The sequence below is a fragment of the Aquabacterium sp. genome, assembly GCF_036279675.1.
Lineage (GTDB): Bacteria > Pseudomonadota > Gammaproteobacteria > Burkholderiales > Burkholderiaceae_C > Aquabacterium.
The window spans coordinates 16,510-31,869 of the sequence record NZ_DASUIS010000090.1; the positions used below are offsets into that span (position 1 = coordinate 16,510).

Consider the following 15,360-nt stretch of genomic DNA (forward strand, 5'->3'; position numbering starts at 1 on the left):
CAGCAGCCGCCCAGCCATAAAAAAACCCGCGCAAGGCATGACCTTGGGCGGGTTTTTGACCTTGCGGTGACCAGCGACGAGCGCCAGCCACACACAAGCAGAAGGATCAGCGCTTGCTGAACTGCTTCCTGCGACGAGCGCCGTGCAGACCGACCTTCTTACGTTCGACTTCACGAGCATCGCGGGTCACGAAACCAGCGCGGCTCAGTTCAGGCTTCAACGAAGCATCGTAGTCGATCAGGGCGCGAGTCACGCCATGGCGCACAGCGCCGGCTTGACCGGATTCGCCGCCACCGTGCACGTTCACCTTGATGTCGAAAGCTTCGACATTGTTGGTCAGTGCCAGAGGTTGCTTGACAACCATGATCGAGGTTTGACGGCCGAAATATTGTTCGACAGGCTTACCGTTGACGATGATCTGGCCAGTGCCCTTCTTGATGAAGACGCGAGCGACGGACGACTTGCGACGGCCGGTGCCATAGTTCCAGTTACCAATCATGTGGCCGCTCCTTAGATTTCCAGGGCCTTGGGCTGCTGGGCTGCGTGCGGATGCTCGCTACCTGCATAGACCTTCAGCTTCTTGATCATGGCGTAGCCCAGGGGACCCTTGGGCAGCATGCCCTTGACGGCCTTTTCGATGGCGCGGCCAGGGTGCTTGGCTTGCATGTCCTTGAACTTCGTGGCGTAGATACCGCCGGGGAAGCCCGAGTGACGGTAGTACACCTTGTCATTGGCCTTGGTGCCAGTGACGCGAATCTTGTCTGCATTGACGATGACGATGAAGTCACCGGTATCTACGTGAGGCGTGTAGATGGCTTTGTGTTTTCCACGCAGACGGAGAGCAACTTCGCTGGCTACTCGTCCGAGCACCTTGTCGGTGGCGTCGATCACAAACCACTCGTGCACTACCTCGGCCGGCTTGGCGCTGAAGGTCTTCATGAGATTTCCTAAGTGGTAAATGCTGGTTGACTGCTGTCATTGGTGCCACTTCTTAGGATGTGGTGGCCTCTCAGACAACAGGGCTCTGCTTGCGCGTCACCTGCCTGACTCAAAAGCCATGCAAGCTCAACCGCAAACCGCCCCAGATTTGCACTGCCCGAATGCCTGACCTCACATGAGACCACGCCAAGACAATACAAACCCTCCCGGCAACCATGTCGGGAATCTGCGAGTATAGCCGGGATTTGCCTTCACCCGCAAGCACCCCTCAACCAGGGCACAAAGTTGCAGTGTCTGTGCAAGAGTTGACGCACATCAGCCCTCTGGTGCACGTAAGCTCTTGCGAATCGGTATAGTGCCCCAAGTTAGTAATAACCCTAGGTTTGTGCCAGTTCTCCGGGGCTAGCCTCCCGGCCCATCGCGCATACTGAAATCCAACACCAGTTGAAGCGGGTTCAGAAAGGGGTCAGACATGACCGCAGTGAAACCACATGATCAGCATCCGGACAGATTTGGCCTGAGCGCCCAGGACCTGGGACATCATCATCGCCCGAAGAAGGAACACAAGCCCAAGGTGGACACCCCCGAGGGTTGGATTCCCATCCGGGACTTGCATGCACGACACCGTCACCGCATCCTGGATCACCTGCTGCACCTCGACGAGCACGACCGCTACCTGCGTTTCGGCTCCCCCGTCACGTCCGACCAACTGAACAAGTACGTGGCGTCGATCGACTTCAAGCGCGACGAGGTCTTCGGCATCTTCAACCGCAAGCTGCAACTGGTGGCGGTGGCCCATCTGGCCGCCATGCCCGGCAAGGGCCCCTCCGGCGACGGTTCATCGAAGGGCCGCGCCATGGAATTTGGCGTTTCGGTGCTGCCCGATGGTCGCGGCAAGGGGCTGGGCATGCGCCTGTTCCAGCACGCCATCACCCACGCGCGCAACCAGCACGCCAGCCACCTGATGATCCATGCGCTGACGGAAAACGCGCCCATGCTGCGCATTGCGGCCAAGGCCGGCGCCATCATCGAGCGCGACGGCCCTGATGCCGAAGCATGGCTGAAGCTGCCGCCCGATACCGTGGGCACCCACATCGACAGCTCGCTGCAATCGCTGGCCGCGGAAGTGATTTACCGCGTTAAATACCGCGCCATCCACATCAGCGACTGGCTGAAGATGCTGATCGCGCCAACCTGAGCGCTTACAGGTATTCCCCTATCTGAGGGCCCTCCGCCTGGGGATTGTTTTCGTGACAAATCCCCGTAACATCCCCAACACTTGTTTAGGGGGTGACATGGGGTCCGATCCGATCTTCTGGGGCATTTTGCTGTCTGCCCTGGCTGCCGGCATCTTCCTGGGTCGCGCATGGCAGCAGTACGCCACCCGAGCTGCACGCCGTCGCTGGCCCACAAGATGGAATCTGAACGCGCGGCCGCTGTTCAGCGTGCATGAGCGCGCGCTTTACCGCGAGCTCCGCGCCGCCCTGCCCAATCATGTCGTGCTGGCCAAGGTCAGCTTGCTGCGCTTTTGCCAGACCGCCGAGGCCCATGATGCCAAGGCCTGGTACGAACGACTGCAAGCCTTGCACGTGTCGATGGCCGTGTGCACACCCAATGGCGTCGTCGTGTCGGTGATCGACATTGAAAACAACCCGGGCAAGGCTACCCGCAAGTCGCAAAAACTCAAGGAAGCCGTGCTGGACGCCTGCCGCGTGCGCTACGTGCGCTGCATGCCAGGTCAATGGCCCTCATCGAACCTGATTGCAGGCTGGGCACTTGGCCCCACTGGCACCAATCCCGATCTGACCCACATCTCCCCCGATCGCTTGCACGACGCTGGCGACCAGCTCGCGCGCAAGCTCAAGCAAAGACGGGCAGAACGGGCGGCACGCTGGGCCGAGTCCAGCTTCGCACAGGACTCCTTCTTTGCGATGGACAGCCGCTTTGACGGCATTGCGGCCACTTCGCCTTCAGGCCTGGCTGAACCAGGCGATGCCGAAAGCGAGATAGGCCACCCGAAGATGGCCAATCAACGCACCTGATCAGTCAGTCCGATCAGACGGCAGCCGTCACCAGCAGCGCATTGATGCGGCGTACATAGGCAGCTGGGTCCTCCAGCTGACCACCTTCGGCCAGCAAGGCCTGGTCAAACAGGATATGGGCCAGATCGTCGAAGTGCTCGCTGGTATCGAGCTTCTTGACCAGCGCGTGCTCGGGATTGATCTCGAGCGTGGGCTTGGCTTCGGGCGCATTCTGGCCGGCCTGCTTGAGCAAGCGGGCCAGGTGGCCTGACACATCACCCTCACCCATCACCAGGCAGGCGGGCGAATCCACCAGACGCGTGGTGACGCGCACTTCCTTGGCCACATCCTTCAGCGATGCCTGCAGGCGCTCCAGCAAGGGCTTGAACTGCTCGGCAGCCTCTTCGGCCTTCTTCTTTTCTGCTTCGTCCTGCAGCTTGCCCAGGTCCACGGCGCCCTTGGCCACGCTTTGCAGCGGCTTGCCGTCGAACTCATAGAGGTGCGACAGCAGCCACTCGTCCACGCGATCGGTCAGCAGCAGCACCTCGATGCCCTTCTTCTTGAAGATCTCGAGTTGCGGGCTGTTCTTGGCTGCGGCCACGGAATCGGCCGTGATCACGTAGATGGCCTCCTGGCCTTCCTTCATGCGGCTGACGTAGTCGGCCAAGGACACGTTCTGCTCGGCGCCTTCGTTGTGCGTGGAGGCAAAGCGCATCAGCTTGGCCAGGCGTTCGCGGTTGGCAAAGTCTTCGCCGACGCCTTCCTTGAGCACGGTGCCGAACTCGCCCCAGAAGGCGGCGTACTTGTCGCGCAGCGCGGCGTCATCGTTGTGCGCCATGTCTTCCAGCATCGACAAAATGCGCTTCGTACAGCCTTCGCGGATGGCCTTCACGTCACGGCTCTCTTGCAGGATCTCGCGGCTCACGTTGAGCGGCAGATCGGCGCTGTCGACCACGCCCTTGACGAAGCGCAGGTAGCTGGGCAGCAAGGCTTCGGCATCGTCCATGATGAAGACGCGCTTGACGTAGAGCTTGAGGCCGCCACGCTTGTCGCGGTTCCACAGGTCGTAAGGTGCCTTGGCGGGCACGTACAGCAGTTGCGTGTACTCGCTGCGGCCTTCGACGCGGTTGTGCGTGTAGGCCAGCGGGGCTTCGCTGTCGTGGCTGATCTGCTTGTAGAACTCGTTGTACTGATCTTCCGTGATGTCGCTCTTGGAACGGCTCCACAGCGCGGCCGCCTGGTTGACGGTTTCCCACTCGTCCTTGACGACGTACTCGCTCTTGTCCTTGTCCCACTCTTCCTTCTGCATCAGGATGGGCAGGGAGATGTGGTCGGAGTACTTGCCAATGATGTTGCGCAGCTTCCAGGCGGAGAGGAACTCGTCTTCGCCTTCGCGCAGGTGCAGGATGATGTCGGTGCCGCGGGTGGGCTTGTCGATGGCTTCGACTTCGAAGTCACCCGTGCCTTCGCTGATCCAGCGCACGCCTTCGTTGGCAGCAGCACCTGCCCGGCGTGATTCCACGGTGATCTTGTCGGCCACGATGTAGCCGCTGTAGAAGCCTACGCCGAACTGGCCGATGAGCTGGGCGTCCTTCTGCTGATCGCCCGACAGACGGCCCATGAACTCCTTGGTGCCCGACTTGGCGATGGTACCGAGGTGATCGATGGCTTCGGCTTCGCTCATGCCGATGCCGTTGTCGCGGATGGTGAGCGTGCGGTTGGCCTTGTCGACCAGGATGCGCACTTCCAGATTGGGGGCGTCTTCATACAGGCCGCTGTTGTCCAGCGCTTCAAAGCGCAGCTTGTCACAGGCGTCCGAGGCGTTGGAGATCAGCTCGCGCAGGAAGATCTCCTTGTTGGAGTACAGCGAGTGCGTCACCAGGTGCAGCAGTTGCTTGACCTCGGCCTGGAAGGTGTGGGTTTGCTTTGTCATGGCGTGTTCTTGTGCAGACAATGGGTTGCTGAAAAAGGAACGAACGGTGAATGGCTCGGCAGATGGCGGCGCACCGGCAGGATTTCAAGAGCGGCACATCATTTTTTGAAATTTTTTAGCAAGGCTTGCGCATTCGCCAAAAACTGTCATAGAATCTTGGTCTCGATGGCGCTTTAGCTCAGCCGGTTAGAGCGACGGAATCATAATCCGCAGGTCCGGGGTTCGAATCCCTGAAGCGCCACCAGAATTCAAAGGCCTCAGCAGCAATGCTGGGGCCTTTCTCATTTCCGGAACAGAAGTCACTCGAATGCCGAGCAGATTGACTGGCCGACATCCTGCGATGAACGGCAGGCGCTACATTGCGTGCTGGCCTCCATGTGAGGCCTGGGGGCATCACGCACGCATTTCGACATGTTCCATCCGCAAACAGCATTTTTCCTGATCGGCCTGCTCTACATCGCGTTGCCACTCACGGCGTGGTCGATCCTCAAGCGGCGCCACGATGGACGGTCCGTGGCCTTGTGGTGCCTCGGTGGGGGCGCCCTCGGGGTGGGCACCACGCTCATCGGCCTGAGGGATATTGCGCCCAACTGGCTGAGTTTTGCGGTGGCCAACCTGCTCATCTTTGGCAGCTACCCTTTGCGAGCGCTGTCACTTCAACGCGACCTGGGCATGCGCGAGCGGCACGAACTGGCTTGGATGGCATGGGGCCTGCCCAGCGGGCTGTACCTGATCTTGCTGGCCACGACCACCATCGACGCGCCACGCGTGGTGCTGAGCGCCGCCGGCAATGCCCTGGGTGCGGCCACGCTGGCCTGGCTGTCATGGCGCATGTTCAGGCTCAAAGGCTATCGCAGTGCCGCCATGCTCTCGGTGGCCTACGCCCTGTTTGCCGTGTCGATGGTGGTGCGCGGCGTCATCTTCGTGATCAACATGCAGCAGATGGCGACCTTCTCTCCTGGCTGGGCGTTGACCTTCGCCTTTGTCGCGGCTGTCGTTGCCGCGCTGTACGGCAACCTGGGCTACATCGGCATTGCGCTGGAGTCGGCACGGGAGGTGGAACTGGCCCGCGCCATGGAATTGAGCCGCGAGCAGGAAAAGCGCAAGCAGATCGAACTGCACTCCAGTGAACTGTCCGCGCTGCTCGAAGAACGCACGCAGTTGCTGGCGCATCGTGAAGAGATGCTGGGGGTACTGGCACATGAGGTTCGGCAGCCCTTGAACAATGCGTCGGCGGCGCTGCAGTCTGCCGCAGCGGTGCTGACGCGGGTCAAGGATGAACAAGGTGCCCTGGTACGGCTGCAACGGGCCAATGCGGTCCTGATGCAGGTATCCGCCTCACTGGACAACGCCCTGGCCGACGCGGTGCTGCTGGACGGCCCGGAACCCATGGACCGACAGGAAACGGACGTGGACACCCTGATCGAACTGGTGTTGGCCGACATCTCGCCCCAGGACCGCGCACGGGTTCAAGTGGAGCGCTCGGCCGCGGCCAGAACGGCCGACGTGAACCCCAGCCTGATGCGCCTGGCGCTGCGCAACCTGATTGCCAACGCGCTGACCTACTCGCCACCCCAGAGCCGGGTGACCGTGCATGTGCGTGACATGGACAGCCCACTGGGCCTGAGCATCGACATTTGCGACCAAGGCCCTGGCTTCGAGCCCGAACTGGTGGGCAAGCTGTTCTCTCGCGGCAAGCGGGGAACGCGCACATCCCAACCGGGCGGACATGGACTGGGCCTGCACATCGTCCGGCGTGTCATGCACATGCATGGCGGCACGGCGCAACTGGCACACAACGCGCCAGGCGAAGCAGTGATCATGCGCGTGACGCTGCCGCAGGGTGGCGTCTGACGTCGATCCGGCATCAGCCCGTCAGGACCTGCTTCATCCACTCGTCAAATTGCGCTGGCGATACATGGCCCAGTGCCAGGGCCGCCTCGCGCAAGGAGCTGCCCTGTGCCAGTGCCCGTCTGGCGATCTCGGCAGACCGGTCATAGCCGATGTGCGGCACCAGCGCCGTTACCAACATCAGCGAGCGGTGCAACAACTCGTCGATGCGGGCCTTGTCGGGCGTCATGCCCCTGGCACAGTGCTGATCGAAGCCGGCCATGGCGTCCGACAGCAGGCGCACGCTTTGAAGGAAGTTGTAAGCCATCAAGGGCTTGAACACATTGAGCTCGAACTGCCCGGAAGCGCCGCCGATGCTCAGAGCCACATCATGACCCATCACCTGGCAGCACACCATGGTCAGGGCCTCGCATTGCGTCGGGTTGACCTTGCCGGGCATGATGGAACTGCCTGGCTCGTTCTCGGGCAGCAGCAGCTCACCCAGGCCGCAGCGTGGCCCTGAGGCCAGCCAGCGCACATCGTTGGCGATCTTCATGAGCGCCACCGCCAGCGTCTTGAGCGCACCATGGGCATGGACCAGGGCATCGTGGGCCGCCAGGGCGGCAAAACGGTTGTCGGCGCAGCGCAGGGGCAGACCTGTTTGCGCCGCCAGGCTGGCTGCCACCAGGTCACCAAAGCGAGGATCGGTATTGAGCCCATTGCCCACAGCCGTGCCGCCAATGGCCAGTTCGCACAAGGCAGGCAAGGTGGATTCGATGGCCTTGCGGGCATGATCCAGCTGTGCCACCCAGCCAGACATCTCCTGGCCCAGTGTCAAGGGTGTGGCGTCCTGAAGGTGGGTGCGCCCGATCTTGACAATGTCTGCACAGGCTTGCGCCTTGTCGGCCAGCGTGGCGCGCAAGCAGCCCAGCGCTGGCAGCAGATCGCGCTTCAGGTTGCCGGCCGCCGCCACGTACATGGCCGTAGGGAAAACATCGTTGGATGACTGCCCCAGGTTGACATGGTCATTGGGGTGCACACAGCGCGCTGCACCACGCCCCGCGCCCAGGATCTCGGAGGCGCGGTTGGCCAGCACCTCGTTCATGTTCATATTGGTTTGCGTCCCGGATCCCGTCTGCCAGACAGACAGCGGAAAGGCCGCGTCATGCTGGTGCGCCATCACCTCTTGCGCGGCCTGATCGATGGCAGACGACACCCGCCTGTCCAGCAAGCCCAGATCGGCATTGACCAGCGCCGCAGCGCGCTTGACCCTCGCCAGCGCCATCAACAAGTCGAGCGGCATGCGCTCGGTCGAAATCCGGAAGTACTGCAAGGAGCGCTGGGTCTGAGCGCCCCACAAGGCGTCCGCGCTGACCTGTACATCGCCCAGCGAGTCGTGTTCGGTTCGGGTGGCAGGTGTCACGGTATGCGCCGACCTGAGGCGTCAGGAAGCCGTGCGCCCGAGCAAGGTCGTGACATTGAGCCCAGTTTGCGGCCCAGGGGGCAGCGCCAACGGGGTGGCCAGACTCAGAACGATGCGCTCCTCCACGCTCTGAGCGACGATGTCATCGCCTGCGAGTGGATAGGCCCCTTCTTCGATCAGGTCATCCAATGCGCGATGCAAGGTCCATTCGGCCTGTTTTCGGGTTGTGCGGCTCACGATCATGCCTCTCTGCAAGGGAAGGCTCCGATATGGCGACCACTCCGCTTGCAGGGTGCGCGCTCGGTGAACGTCTGTCAAGGCGCCAGCTCACCTCGGCATCGCGAATAAGCGGGCGCGAACCGCGTTTATCCAGGCGGCAAGCAAGGTCATCCCCGAATAAGCTGTGCTGTGAAACCACGCTCACGGCCGGGTCAGGCCTGTGCCGTGGCGGCTTCGACTCGCCTGAAATGGATGCGCCATGCTCAAGAACATCAAACTCGTCCACTACTTCAAAGGCATCGTGATCTGCTTCTGGATTGCGTTCCTGCTGTTGGCAACCGTGGCCTGGAACGGCCTGTCGAGCGCAGCGGACAGCCTGCACGTGGTCCACAGCGAGCGCATGAGCAAAGCCGACAAGCTGGGCGAGATGGCCCAGAACATCAGCCGCAATCGCGCCGAAGTTCTGCTGATGTTCCAGCATGACCCACAGGGTCGCCTGCACGGCATTCACGACCACGCGCTGTCAGTCCACTTCGACAACTACGAGAAGCGGCGAGAAGAGACGAACAAAATGTGGGCATTGATCAAAGACATGAAAGCCGACGCTGACGAAGCCAGGCTGATTGCCGAGGTCGATCAGACGCGCAAGGCCTGGGTGGGAGAAGTCAATCAGGCGCTGGCCTCGCTGAAGCGCAACGAATTCAGCACCGAAGTGATGGCGAGCTACCTGAAGGCAGGACGCACCGAAGGCGAGGCCATGCTCAAGTCCATCAACACCTTGCACCAGTATCAGGAGGATGCCGCTGCGCATGCTGCCGCAGAGGCCGACGCACGCCACAAGAAGGCCGCCATCTGGTTCATGGTTCTGGCGATTGGCCTGGGTATCCCCGGCACGCTCGCGTCGGCACAAGTGCTGCGCAATCTGCGCCAGGGCTTCGAAAAGGCTGATGCCACCGCCAACGCCATTGCGCACGGCGACCTGTCCGTGAAGATCCATGCTGATGGCGACAATGAAATCGATTCCCTGCTTCGCCGCCTGGAGCAGATGCGTACCAACCTGGTTGGCGTGATCTCGAAGGTTCGCGCAACCGCCGACAGCATCGAAGTGGCTTCCGCCGAGGTGGCCGCGGGCAACGCGGACCTCAGCCACCGCACCGAGCAAACGGCAGGCAATCTGCAGCAGACGGCCAGTTCGACGCAACAACTGGGCGTCACCGTGCGGCAAAACGCCGCCAACGCCATGGAAGCCAATCAACTGGCCGAAGGCGCATCACAAGTGGCCTCTCAGGGTGGCGAAGTCGTCGCCCAGGTGGTCGACACCATGAAGGGCATCAACGAAAGCTCGCGCAAGATCGCCGACATCATCGGCGTGATCGATGGCATCGCCTTCCAGACCAACATCCTGGCCCTGAACGCTGCCGTGGAGGCCGCCCGTGCAGGTGAACAAGGCCGTGGCTTTGCCGTGGTGGCCAGCGAAGTGCGTTCCCTGGCTCAACGCTCGGCTGGTGCCGCACGTGAAATCAAGAGCCTGATCGCCACCAGTGTGGACCGCGTTGAAGAAGGTACGCGGCAGGTAGACGAGGCCGGCGCCACCATGAACGAGGTCGTCACGGCCATCCAGAATGTGACCGCCATCGTGGGCAAGATCAGTCACGCCAGCACGGAGCAGAGCGAAGGTGTGGCACAAGTCGGTCAGGCAGTTGGCCAGATGGACGAGGCCACGCAGCAGAACGCTGCGCTGGTGGAGCAAAGTGCAGCGGCAGCCGAAAGCCTCAAGCAGCAGGCGCAGCAACTGGTGCAAGCCGTCGCGGAATTCAAGCTGGACCGCTGAGGCAGGCTCACACCGCCCACAAAAAAACCCGGCTCGAGGCCGGGTTTGCTTTTGGAAGAGACCTTCGGTGCTCAGAAGGTTTCCCAATCGTCGCTTGCGCCCTTGGGCTCGTTCTTCGGTTCAAACGACGGTGGCGAAGCCAATGGCTCGCTGCGAGGCGCCGCGCTGGCTTTCGGTTGCGGTGCAAACGACGGTGCAGCGGCGGGTGTGGTGGCAGGCGAAGACGAGACAGCGGGCTGCACACGGCTGCCTGCGCGTCGTTCCTGACCACCATAGCTGGCAGGCGAGGCCGGCATGCTCCTGGAAGCCGCACCGCCCATGCCGTGATCCACCTTGAACACGGCCACCGCTTGCACCAGTTGCTGAGCCTGCTGCTTGAGGCTCTCGGCTGCTGCCGCACTTTGCTCCACCAGCGCAGCGTTCTGCTGAGTGGCCTGGTCCATCTGGTTGACGGCATCACCGACCGAGGCCACACCACTGCTTTGTTCGGCACTGGCCGCGCTGATCTCACCAATGATGTCGGACACGCGCTTGATGGAGGCCACGATCTCCTGCATGGTCGAGCCAGCCTGGTCAACCAGCTCGGTACCTTGCTCGACACGCTCCACGCTGGTGCTGATCAGGCTCTTGATTTCCTTGGCGGCCTCGGCACTGCGTTGCGCCAGATTGCGCACCTCGCCGGCCACCACCGCAAAGCCACGCCCTTGTTCACCCGCACGAGCGGCTTCCACCGCCGCGTTCAGCGCCAGGATATTGGTCTGAAAGGCGATGCCATCGATCACGGTGATGATGTCGGCGATCTTGCGCGAGCTCTCGTTGATACCCTTCATGGTGTCGACCACCTGAGACACCACCTCGCCACCGCGTGCCGCCACGCTGGATGCACCTTGCGCGAGTTGATTCGCCTGGCGCGCATTGTCGGCGTTCTGGCGCACGGTCGAACCCAGCTCCTCCATCGAAGAGGCTGTTTGCTGCAGCGAGGAAGCCTGTTGCTCGGTGCGACCCGACAAATCCTGGTTGCCCTGTGCGATCTGCGAGCTGGCGGTGGCCACACTGTCGGAGTTGCGGCGCACCGTGCTCACCACGTGGGACATCTCGGAGCGCATGCGATCCAGCGCCAGCACAAACTCGCCCACCTCGTCATCAACCTTGTCCGTGTTGGTGCCGGTGAGGTTGAGTGCGGCCAACTCTTCAGCCTGCGCCTTGGCATAGGCCAAACGGCGATTGATGTTGCCAGCCAGCAGGAAGCCTCCGGCCACACCACCGAGACCGATCACCCCGCACAGCAGAAGCAACCATGTGCTGGTGCTGGCCGCCTGGGCATCTCGGGCTTCCACATTGGCTTTGGCTTCCTTGCCTACCGACTCGATCAGCTTGTTGATGGAGGCCACTGTGGCCGCACCGGCGGGCGTCAGCTCGGCCGCCCGAAAGGAGGTGGCCTCATCGGTCTGACCCGCATTCATCATTTCAAACCAGCGGGAACGCGCCGCGGCGTATTTCTTGTAGTTCTGCTGCACTTCCGCCAGGCCTGCCTTGATCGCGTCCGAAATGGGCTGCTCACCAAACTTCTTCAAGCCGGCATCGAAGTCTTCATAGCGCTGCTTGTCACCTTCCATCAGCTTCTGGCGCTTGTCGGCATCACCGAGCGCAAGATACTGTGCCACGCCCCAGCGCAAGGACCACAAGGCACTGTTGGCCTCGGCCAGATGCGCCGTGGCCAAGGTATCTGCCCGGTAGGCATGGTCATTGTCTGCGCGAGCAGATTGGGCCTGCCAGACCGCCACGGAACCGGCGATACCGATACCGACAAACATGCCGATGGACAACAATTTGACCTGAGATGTCAGCTTCATGGAGCAGATCCTCTGTACGTGCGATATGACACACCACGAACGAGCTTGTGTGAAAGAATCAGACCCCGTTCGCTTTGATAGCAATGGGCTATCGGCACTAAACCAGCCAACTTGAATGGTTGTTCCCAAATGCTTCACGGTTTGACGCTGTAATCCATGCCGCCTGCATCGACGCCCACGCCGAACATCCCTGCCACGTACGGACTGTCTCTGCTGTCCTTGATGGTGGAGCGTCGCCATATGGTGGAGGACGTTCTGGCTGGCACCGACCTCACACACGCCCAACTGCAGGACCAGCACGCCCAGATCAGCGGCTGGCAATACGTGGTCATGCTCAACAACGCGCTGCGCCTGGATGGTGACGGCGGCCTGGCCTACGAACTGGGCCTGCGCAGCCAGGTCACCAAGCACGGCTTCGTCGGCTTCGGACTGATCAGTTGCGCCACCCTGCGCGAAGCCATCGAGTTCAGCGAGCGCTACTTCCAGGCGCGCGTGTCCGTGTTTCACAGCGAGATGTCGATCAAAGGCGATCAGGTGGTGATCGACCTGCGCGAGACCGTACCTCTGGGCCCGCAGCGCCCCCTGATTCTGGACATGGTGCTGGTGGAGTTGTGCAGCCTGTTTGCCAAGGTGCTGGGCACCGACACCAGCACAGCCGGGTGGACAAGCGAGATCTGGGTGCCCTACGGAGAGCCGGTGGCCTACGCCCGCTACAAGGCACGCTTGCCACGCTTTCGCTTCAACCAGGCCGCCGTGCAAATCCGCTTTCCGGCGCGCATGCTGGATGAGCCCATCCCCTCTGCGGATGCCGTCAGCGTGCAACTGGCCATCGACCGCTGCGAGCAGGAGATGGCCAAAAAGGCCGCGTCGCAAACCACGGCAGACCTGGTGCGCAGCCAACTGGTCTGCACAGACGGGCGCTACCCGGATGTGGCGGCGATGGCGCAAAAGCTGTTGATGTCGGAGCGCACGCTCAAGCGCCGACTGCAGGACGAGGGCTGCAGCTTTCAGGTGCTGCTGGACCAGGCGCGCCACCAGGACAGCCTGCGCCTGCTGGGCAACCCGACGCTGGCCATCAAGCAAGTGGCCGAAGCGGTGGGCTACACCGACCCGGCCAACTTCGCACGGGCCTTTGCCAAGTGGACCGGTTTTTCACCTCGTGAATGGCGCCAGCGCCAGAGCAGGCGTGGCCCGAATTGACAGGTTTTCGGCCTGATTGCCCCTCACGCTGATACGGGCCAACTCGGTACGCTCCTGCCTCAGGATTGCGTATAACGAGGAGACCATGAGCAAACACATCAACCCCAATCGCATGAGCGATGCGCAGAAGTCAGAGCACATCCGCTCGGTGGTGCTGCAAGCAGGTGTCGACCTGCGCCAGCGTCATCCCTGGCTGGCACACCAGGATGCCATTGGCGCGACCATCATGGTCGTCTCGCTGGCCGGCATGATCGCCAGCGGCTGGCTCTACATCGAAGGCGCGATCCCATGGTGGCTGTGCGTGCCCGTCACCGCCATCTTCGCCTCCTTCATCCACGAGCTGGAGCACGACCTCATCCACCAGATGTACTTCCGCACCAGGCCATGGGCCAACAGCCTGATGCTGGCCGTGGGCTGGCTGGCCCGGGCCAGCACCGTGAGCCCCTTCGTGCGCCGCAAGCTGCACCTGCACCATCACAAGGTGTCGGGCACCGAGTCCGATCTGGAAGAGCGCGGCATCACCAACGGTGAGACCTGGGGCCTGCGCCGCCTGCTGATGACGGCCGACAACATGCTGGGCGTGATGCTGCGTCCCCTGACCATGCGCAAGGCCGTGCGCAGCTACATCAAGGCCCAACAGCCCGCCAGCAAGGAAGAGTTCATCAAGCTGCTGCGCGAACAGGCCTCGGCCTTCCTGCCACTGGGCACGCTGTACTACTTCGTGTTCCATGCCTGGATCGTGCTGCATGTGGTGATGTGGGCGGCGCCCGTGCTCGGTTTCAGCGGCCCGCAATGGGCTGATGGCCTGCTGCAGAAGCTGGACGTGTTCGGTGTGGTCTACATGCTGCCCAGCCTGCTGCGCACCTTCAGCATCCAGTTCATCAGCTCCAACATGCACTATTACGGCGACGTGGAAGCGCGCAATGCCATGCAGCAGTGCCAGGTGCTCAACCCCTGGTGGCTGATGCCGCTGCAGCTGTTCTGCTTCAACTTCGGCAGCACGCACGCCATCCATCACTTTGCGGTGAAAGAGCCCTTCTACATTCGCCAGTGGAATGCCCGTATCGCCCACGACGTGATGCGCAAGATGGGCGTGCGCTTCAATGACTTCGGCACCTTCAGGCGCGCCAACCGCTTTCACCTGACGCCGACAGCGCCCACGCCACAAACGCGCACCGCCTGAGATCGCGCTGCCGCGCGCATGCACGACAATCGGAGGCTGACAGCGAAAGCAGCCTCCGCACATGACCCAGCTCCCTGCCCTGATCCTGGCCGCCGGCCGCGGCGAACGCATGCGGCCTTTGACCGATGCCACGCCCAAGCCCTTGCTGCACGTGCAAGGCAAACCCTTGATCGAATGGCATCTGGAAGCCCTGGCGCGCGACGGCGTGCGCGACGTGGTGATCAACACCGCCCACCTCGAGGAACAGTTCCCGGCCGCTTTGGGCGATGGTGCACGCTGGGGTTTGCGCATCCATTACTCGATGGAAGGCCGCGACCATGGCGGCGCGCTGGAAACCGCCGGTGGCATGGCCAAGGCCCTGCCCTTGCTGGGCAAGGCCTTCTGGTTGCTGGCCGGCGATGTGTTCGTGCCAGGCTTCCGATTCGAAGCAGAGGCCGCAGAGGCCTTTGTGCAAGGCGACGACTGGGGACAGATGTGGCTGGTCCCCAATCCGGCGCATGTGCCCCAAGGTGACTTTGCGCTGACCGCGCCTGGCCGTGTGCTGCGCAAGGACGCCGCGCCCGCCAGCACACCAGCCTACACATACTCCACCATCGGTTTGTACAAGCCTGCGATGGTGGCGGGCATCCACCCTGGCGACAAAGCCGCGCTGCGCCCGAGCCTGGAGCGCGCCATCGATGCGGGCAAGCTCTCGGGCCGCTTGTACACGGGCCCCTGGGTGGACGTGGGCACACCGCAGCGGCTGGCCGAACTGAATACGGCCGCGCCATCTCGCTGAGCCCACCTCCCATGCCCCACCTGACAACGCGGCCGCAGGGCACGCACCTCACGGCTGATCTGGCAGGCTGCCATGCCGCCCATCCCTGGATGACCCAGCCAGAGGCCTTGCGCCAGGCCTGCCTGCTGGCGGTGGCTGAAGCGGGCCTGC

General features: G+C 62.4%; 13 protein-coding genes and 1 tRNA gene. 8 read left to right on the forward strand and 6 right to left on the reverse strand.

What is annotated here, in order from left to right:
- Positions 1-106: 106 nt before the first annotated feature.
- Together rpsI and rplM are read right to left on the reverse strand one after the other, a co-directional pair.
- Positions 107-499, reverse strand: coding sequence for a 30S ribosomal protein S9 (gene rpsI / locus VFW93_RS10905; RefSeq protein ID WP_329694024.1), 393 nt, complete (start codon positions 497-499; stop codon positions 107-109).
- Between the two features lie 11 nt (positions 500-510).
- Entirely contained in the window at positions 511-939 is a 429-nt protein-coding gene (gene rplM / locus VFW93_RS10910) for a 50S ribosomal protein L13 (RefSeq protein ID WP_035036069.1), read from the reverse strand.
- 472 nt (positions 940-1,411) lie between these two features.
- Between rplM and VFW93_RS10915 the strand changes: the two genes are divergently transcribed.
- Positions 1,412-2,137, forward strand: a complete 726-nt coding sequence (locus VFW93_RS10915; protein ID WP_329694025.1) for a GNAT family N-acetyltransferase — start codon at positions 1,412-1,414, stop codon at positions 2,135-2,137.
- Positions 2,138-2,234: 97 nt separating this feature from the next.
- The gene (locus VFW93_RS10920; protein ID WP_329694026.1) at positions 2,235-2,981 is read left to right on the forward strand and encodes a DUF2726 domain-containing protein; all 747 of its coding nucleotides are present in this window, start codon (positions 2,235-2,237) and stop codon (positions 2,979-2,981) included.
- A gap of 13 nt (positions 2,982-2,994) precedes the next feature.
- Here VFW93_RS10920 and htpG read toward each other — a convergent pair whose 3' ends face one another.
- Entirely contained in the window at positions 2,995-4,893 is a 1,899-nt protein-coding gene (gene htpG, locus VFW93_RS10925) for a molecular chaperone HtpG (RefSeq protein ID WP_329694027.1), read from the reverse strand.
- Positions 4,894-5,060: 167 nt separating this feature from the next.
- On the opposite strand from htpG, the gene VFW93_RS10930 reads away from it, so the two are divergent.
- Positions 5,061-5,137 (forward strand) — tRNA-Met (locus VFW93_RS10930).
- Positions 5,138-5,304: 167 nt separating this feature from the next.
- Positions 5,305-6,747, forward strand: coding sequence for a HAMP domain-containing sensor histidine kinase (locus VFW93_RS10935; RefSeq protein ID WP_329694028.1), 1,443 nt, complete (start codon positions 5,305-5,307; stop codon positions 6,745-6,747).
- Positions 6,748-6,760: 13 nt separating this feature from the next.
- Here the strand turns inward: VFW93_RS10935 and fumC are convergent, their stop codons facing one another.
- Both fumC and VFW93_RS10945 read right to left on the reverse strand, forming a co-directional pair.
- Positions 6,761-8,146 (reverse strand): class II fumarate hydratase, encoded by a 1,386-nt coding sequence (gene fumC / locus VFW93_RS10940; RefSeq protein WP_329694029.1) that lies wholly within the window; start codon positions 8,144-8,146, stop codon positions 6,761-6,763.
- Positions 8,147-8,167: 21 nt separating this feature from the next.
- Entirely contained in the window at positions 8,168-8,383 is a 216-nt protein-coding gene (locus tag VFW93_RS10945) for a hypothetical protein (protein ID WP_329694030.1), read from the reverse strand.
- Between the two features lie 241 nt (positions 8,384-8,624).
- Here VFW93_RS10945 and VFW93_RS10950 point away from each other — a divergent pair, with 241 nt between their 5' ends.
- Positions 8,625-10,196, forward strand: coding sequence for a methyl-accepting chemotaxis protein (locus VFW93_RS10950; protein WP_329694031.1), 1,572 nt, complete (start codon positions 8,625-8,627; stop codon positions 10,194-10,196).
- Positions 10,197-10,267: 71 nt separating this feature from the next.
- Here VFW93_RS10950 and VFW93_RS10955 read toward each other — a convergent pair whose 3' ends face one another.
- Complete coding sequence (locus VFW93_RS10955; protein ID WP_329694032.1) at positions 10,268-12,049, reverse strand: methyl-accepting chemotaxis protein; 1,782 nt, start codon at positions 12,047-12,049, stop codon at positions 10,268-10,270.
- 156 nt (positions 12,050-12,205) lie between these two features.
- Here VFW93_RS10955 and VFW93_RS10960 point away from each other — a divergent pair, with 156 nt between their 5' ends.
- From VFW93_RS10960 to murU, 3 genes are all read left to right on the forward strand, one after another.
- The gene (locus VFW93_RS10960; RefSeq protein ID WP_329694033.1) at positions 12,206-13,249 is read left to right on the forward strand and encodes an AraC family transcriptional regulator; all 1,044 of its coding nucleotides are present in this window, start codon (positions 12,206-12,208) and stop codon (positions 13,247-13,249) included.
- A gap of 85 nt (positions 13,250-13,334) precedes the next feature.
- Entirely contained in the window at positions 13,335-14,432 is a 1,098-nt protein-coding gene (locus tag VFW93_RS10965) for a fatty acid desaturase (protein WP_329694034.1), read from the forward strand.
- A gap of 61 nt (positions 14,433-14,493) precedes the next feature.
- Entirely contained in the window at positions 14,494-15,210 is a 717-nt protein-coding gene (murU, locus tag VFW93_RS10970) for an N-acetylmuramate alpha-1-phosphate uridylyltransferase MurU (protein ID WP_329694035.1), read from the forward strand.
- Positions 15,211-15,360 lie beyond the last annotated feature (150 nt).

What these genes read in the sequence shown, in the direction of transcription:
- rpsI (WP_329694024.1), bottom strand. Translation starts at nt 499, where the DNA reads ATGATTGGTAACTGGAACTATGGCACCGGCCGTCGCAAGTCGTCCGTC.
- rplM (WP_035036069.1), bottom strand. Translation starts at nt 939, where the DNA reads ATGAAGACCTTCAGCGCCAAGCCGGCCGAGGTAGTGCACGAGTGGTTT.
- VFW93_RS10915 (WP_329694025.1), top strand. Translation starts at nt 1,412, where the DNA reads ATGACCGCAGTGAAACCACATGATCAGCATCCGGACAGATTTGGCCTG.
- VFW93_RS10920 (WP_329694026.1), top strand. Translation starts at nt 2,235, where the DNA reads ATGGGGTCCGATCCGATCTTCTGGGGCATTTTGCTGTCTGCCCTGGCT.
- htpG (WP_329694027.1), bottom strand. Translation starts at nt 4,893, where the DNA reads ATGACAAAGCAAACCCACACCTTCCAGGCCGAGGTCAAGCAACTGCTG.
- VFW93_RS10935 (WP_329694028.1), top strand. Translation starts at nt 5,305, where the DNA reads ATGTTCCATCCGCAAACAGCATTTTTCCTGATCGGCCTGCTCTACATC.
- VFW93_RS10950 (WP_329694031.1), top strand. Translation starts at nt 8,625, where the DNA reads ATGCTCAAGAACATCAAACTCGTCCACTACTTCAAAGGCATCGTGATC.
- VFW93_RS10955 (WP_329694032.1), bottom strand. Translation starts at nt 12,049, where the DNA reads ATGAAGCTGACATCTCAGGTCAAATTGTTGTCCATCGGCATGTTTGTC.
- VFW93_RS10960 (WP_329694033.1), top strand. Translation starts at nt 12,206, where the DNA reads ATGCCGCCTGCATCGACGCCCACGCCGAACATCCCTGCCACGTACGGA.
- VFW93_RS10965 (WP_329694034.1), top strand. Translation starts at nt 13,335, where the DNA reads ATGAGCAAACACATCAACCCCAATCGCATGAGCGATGCGCAGAAGTCA.
- murU (WP_329694035.1), top strand. Translation starts at nt 14,494, where the DNA reads ATGACCCAGCTCCCTGCCCTGATCCTGGCCGCCGGCCGCGGCGAACGC.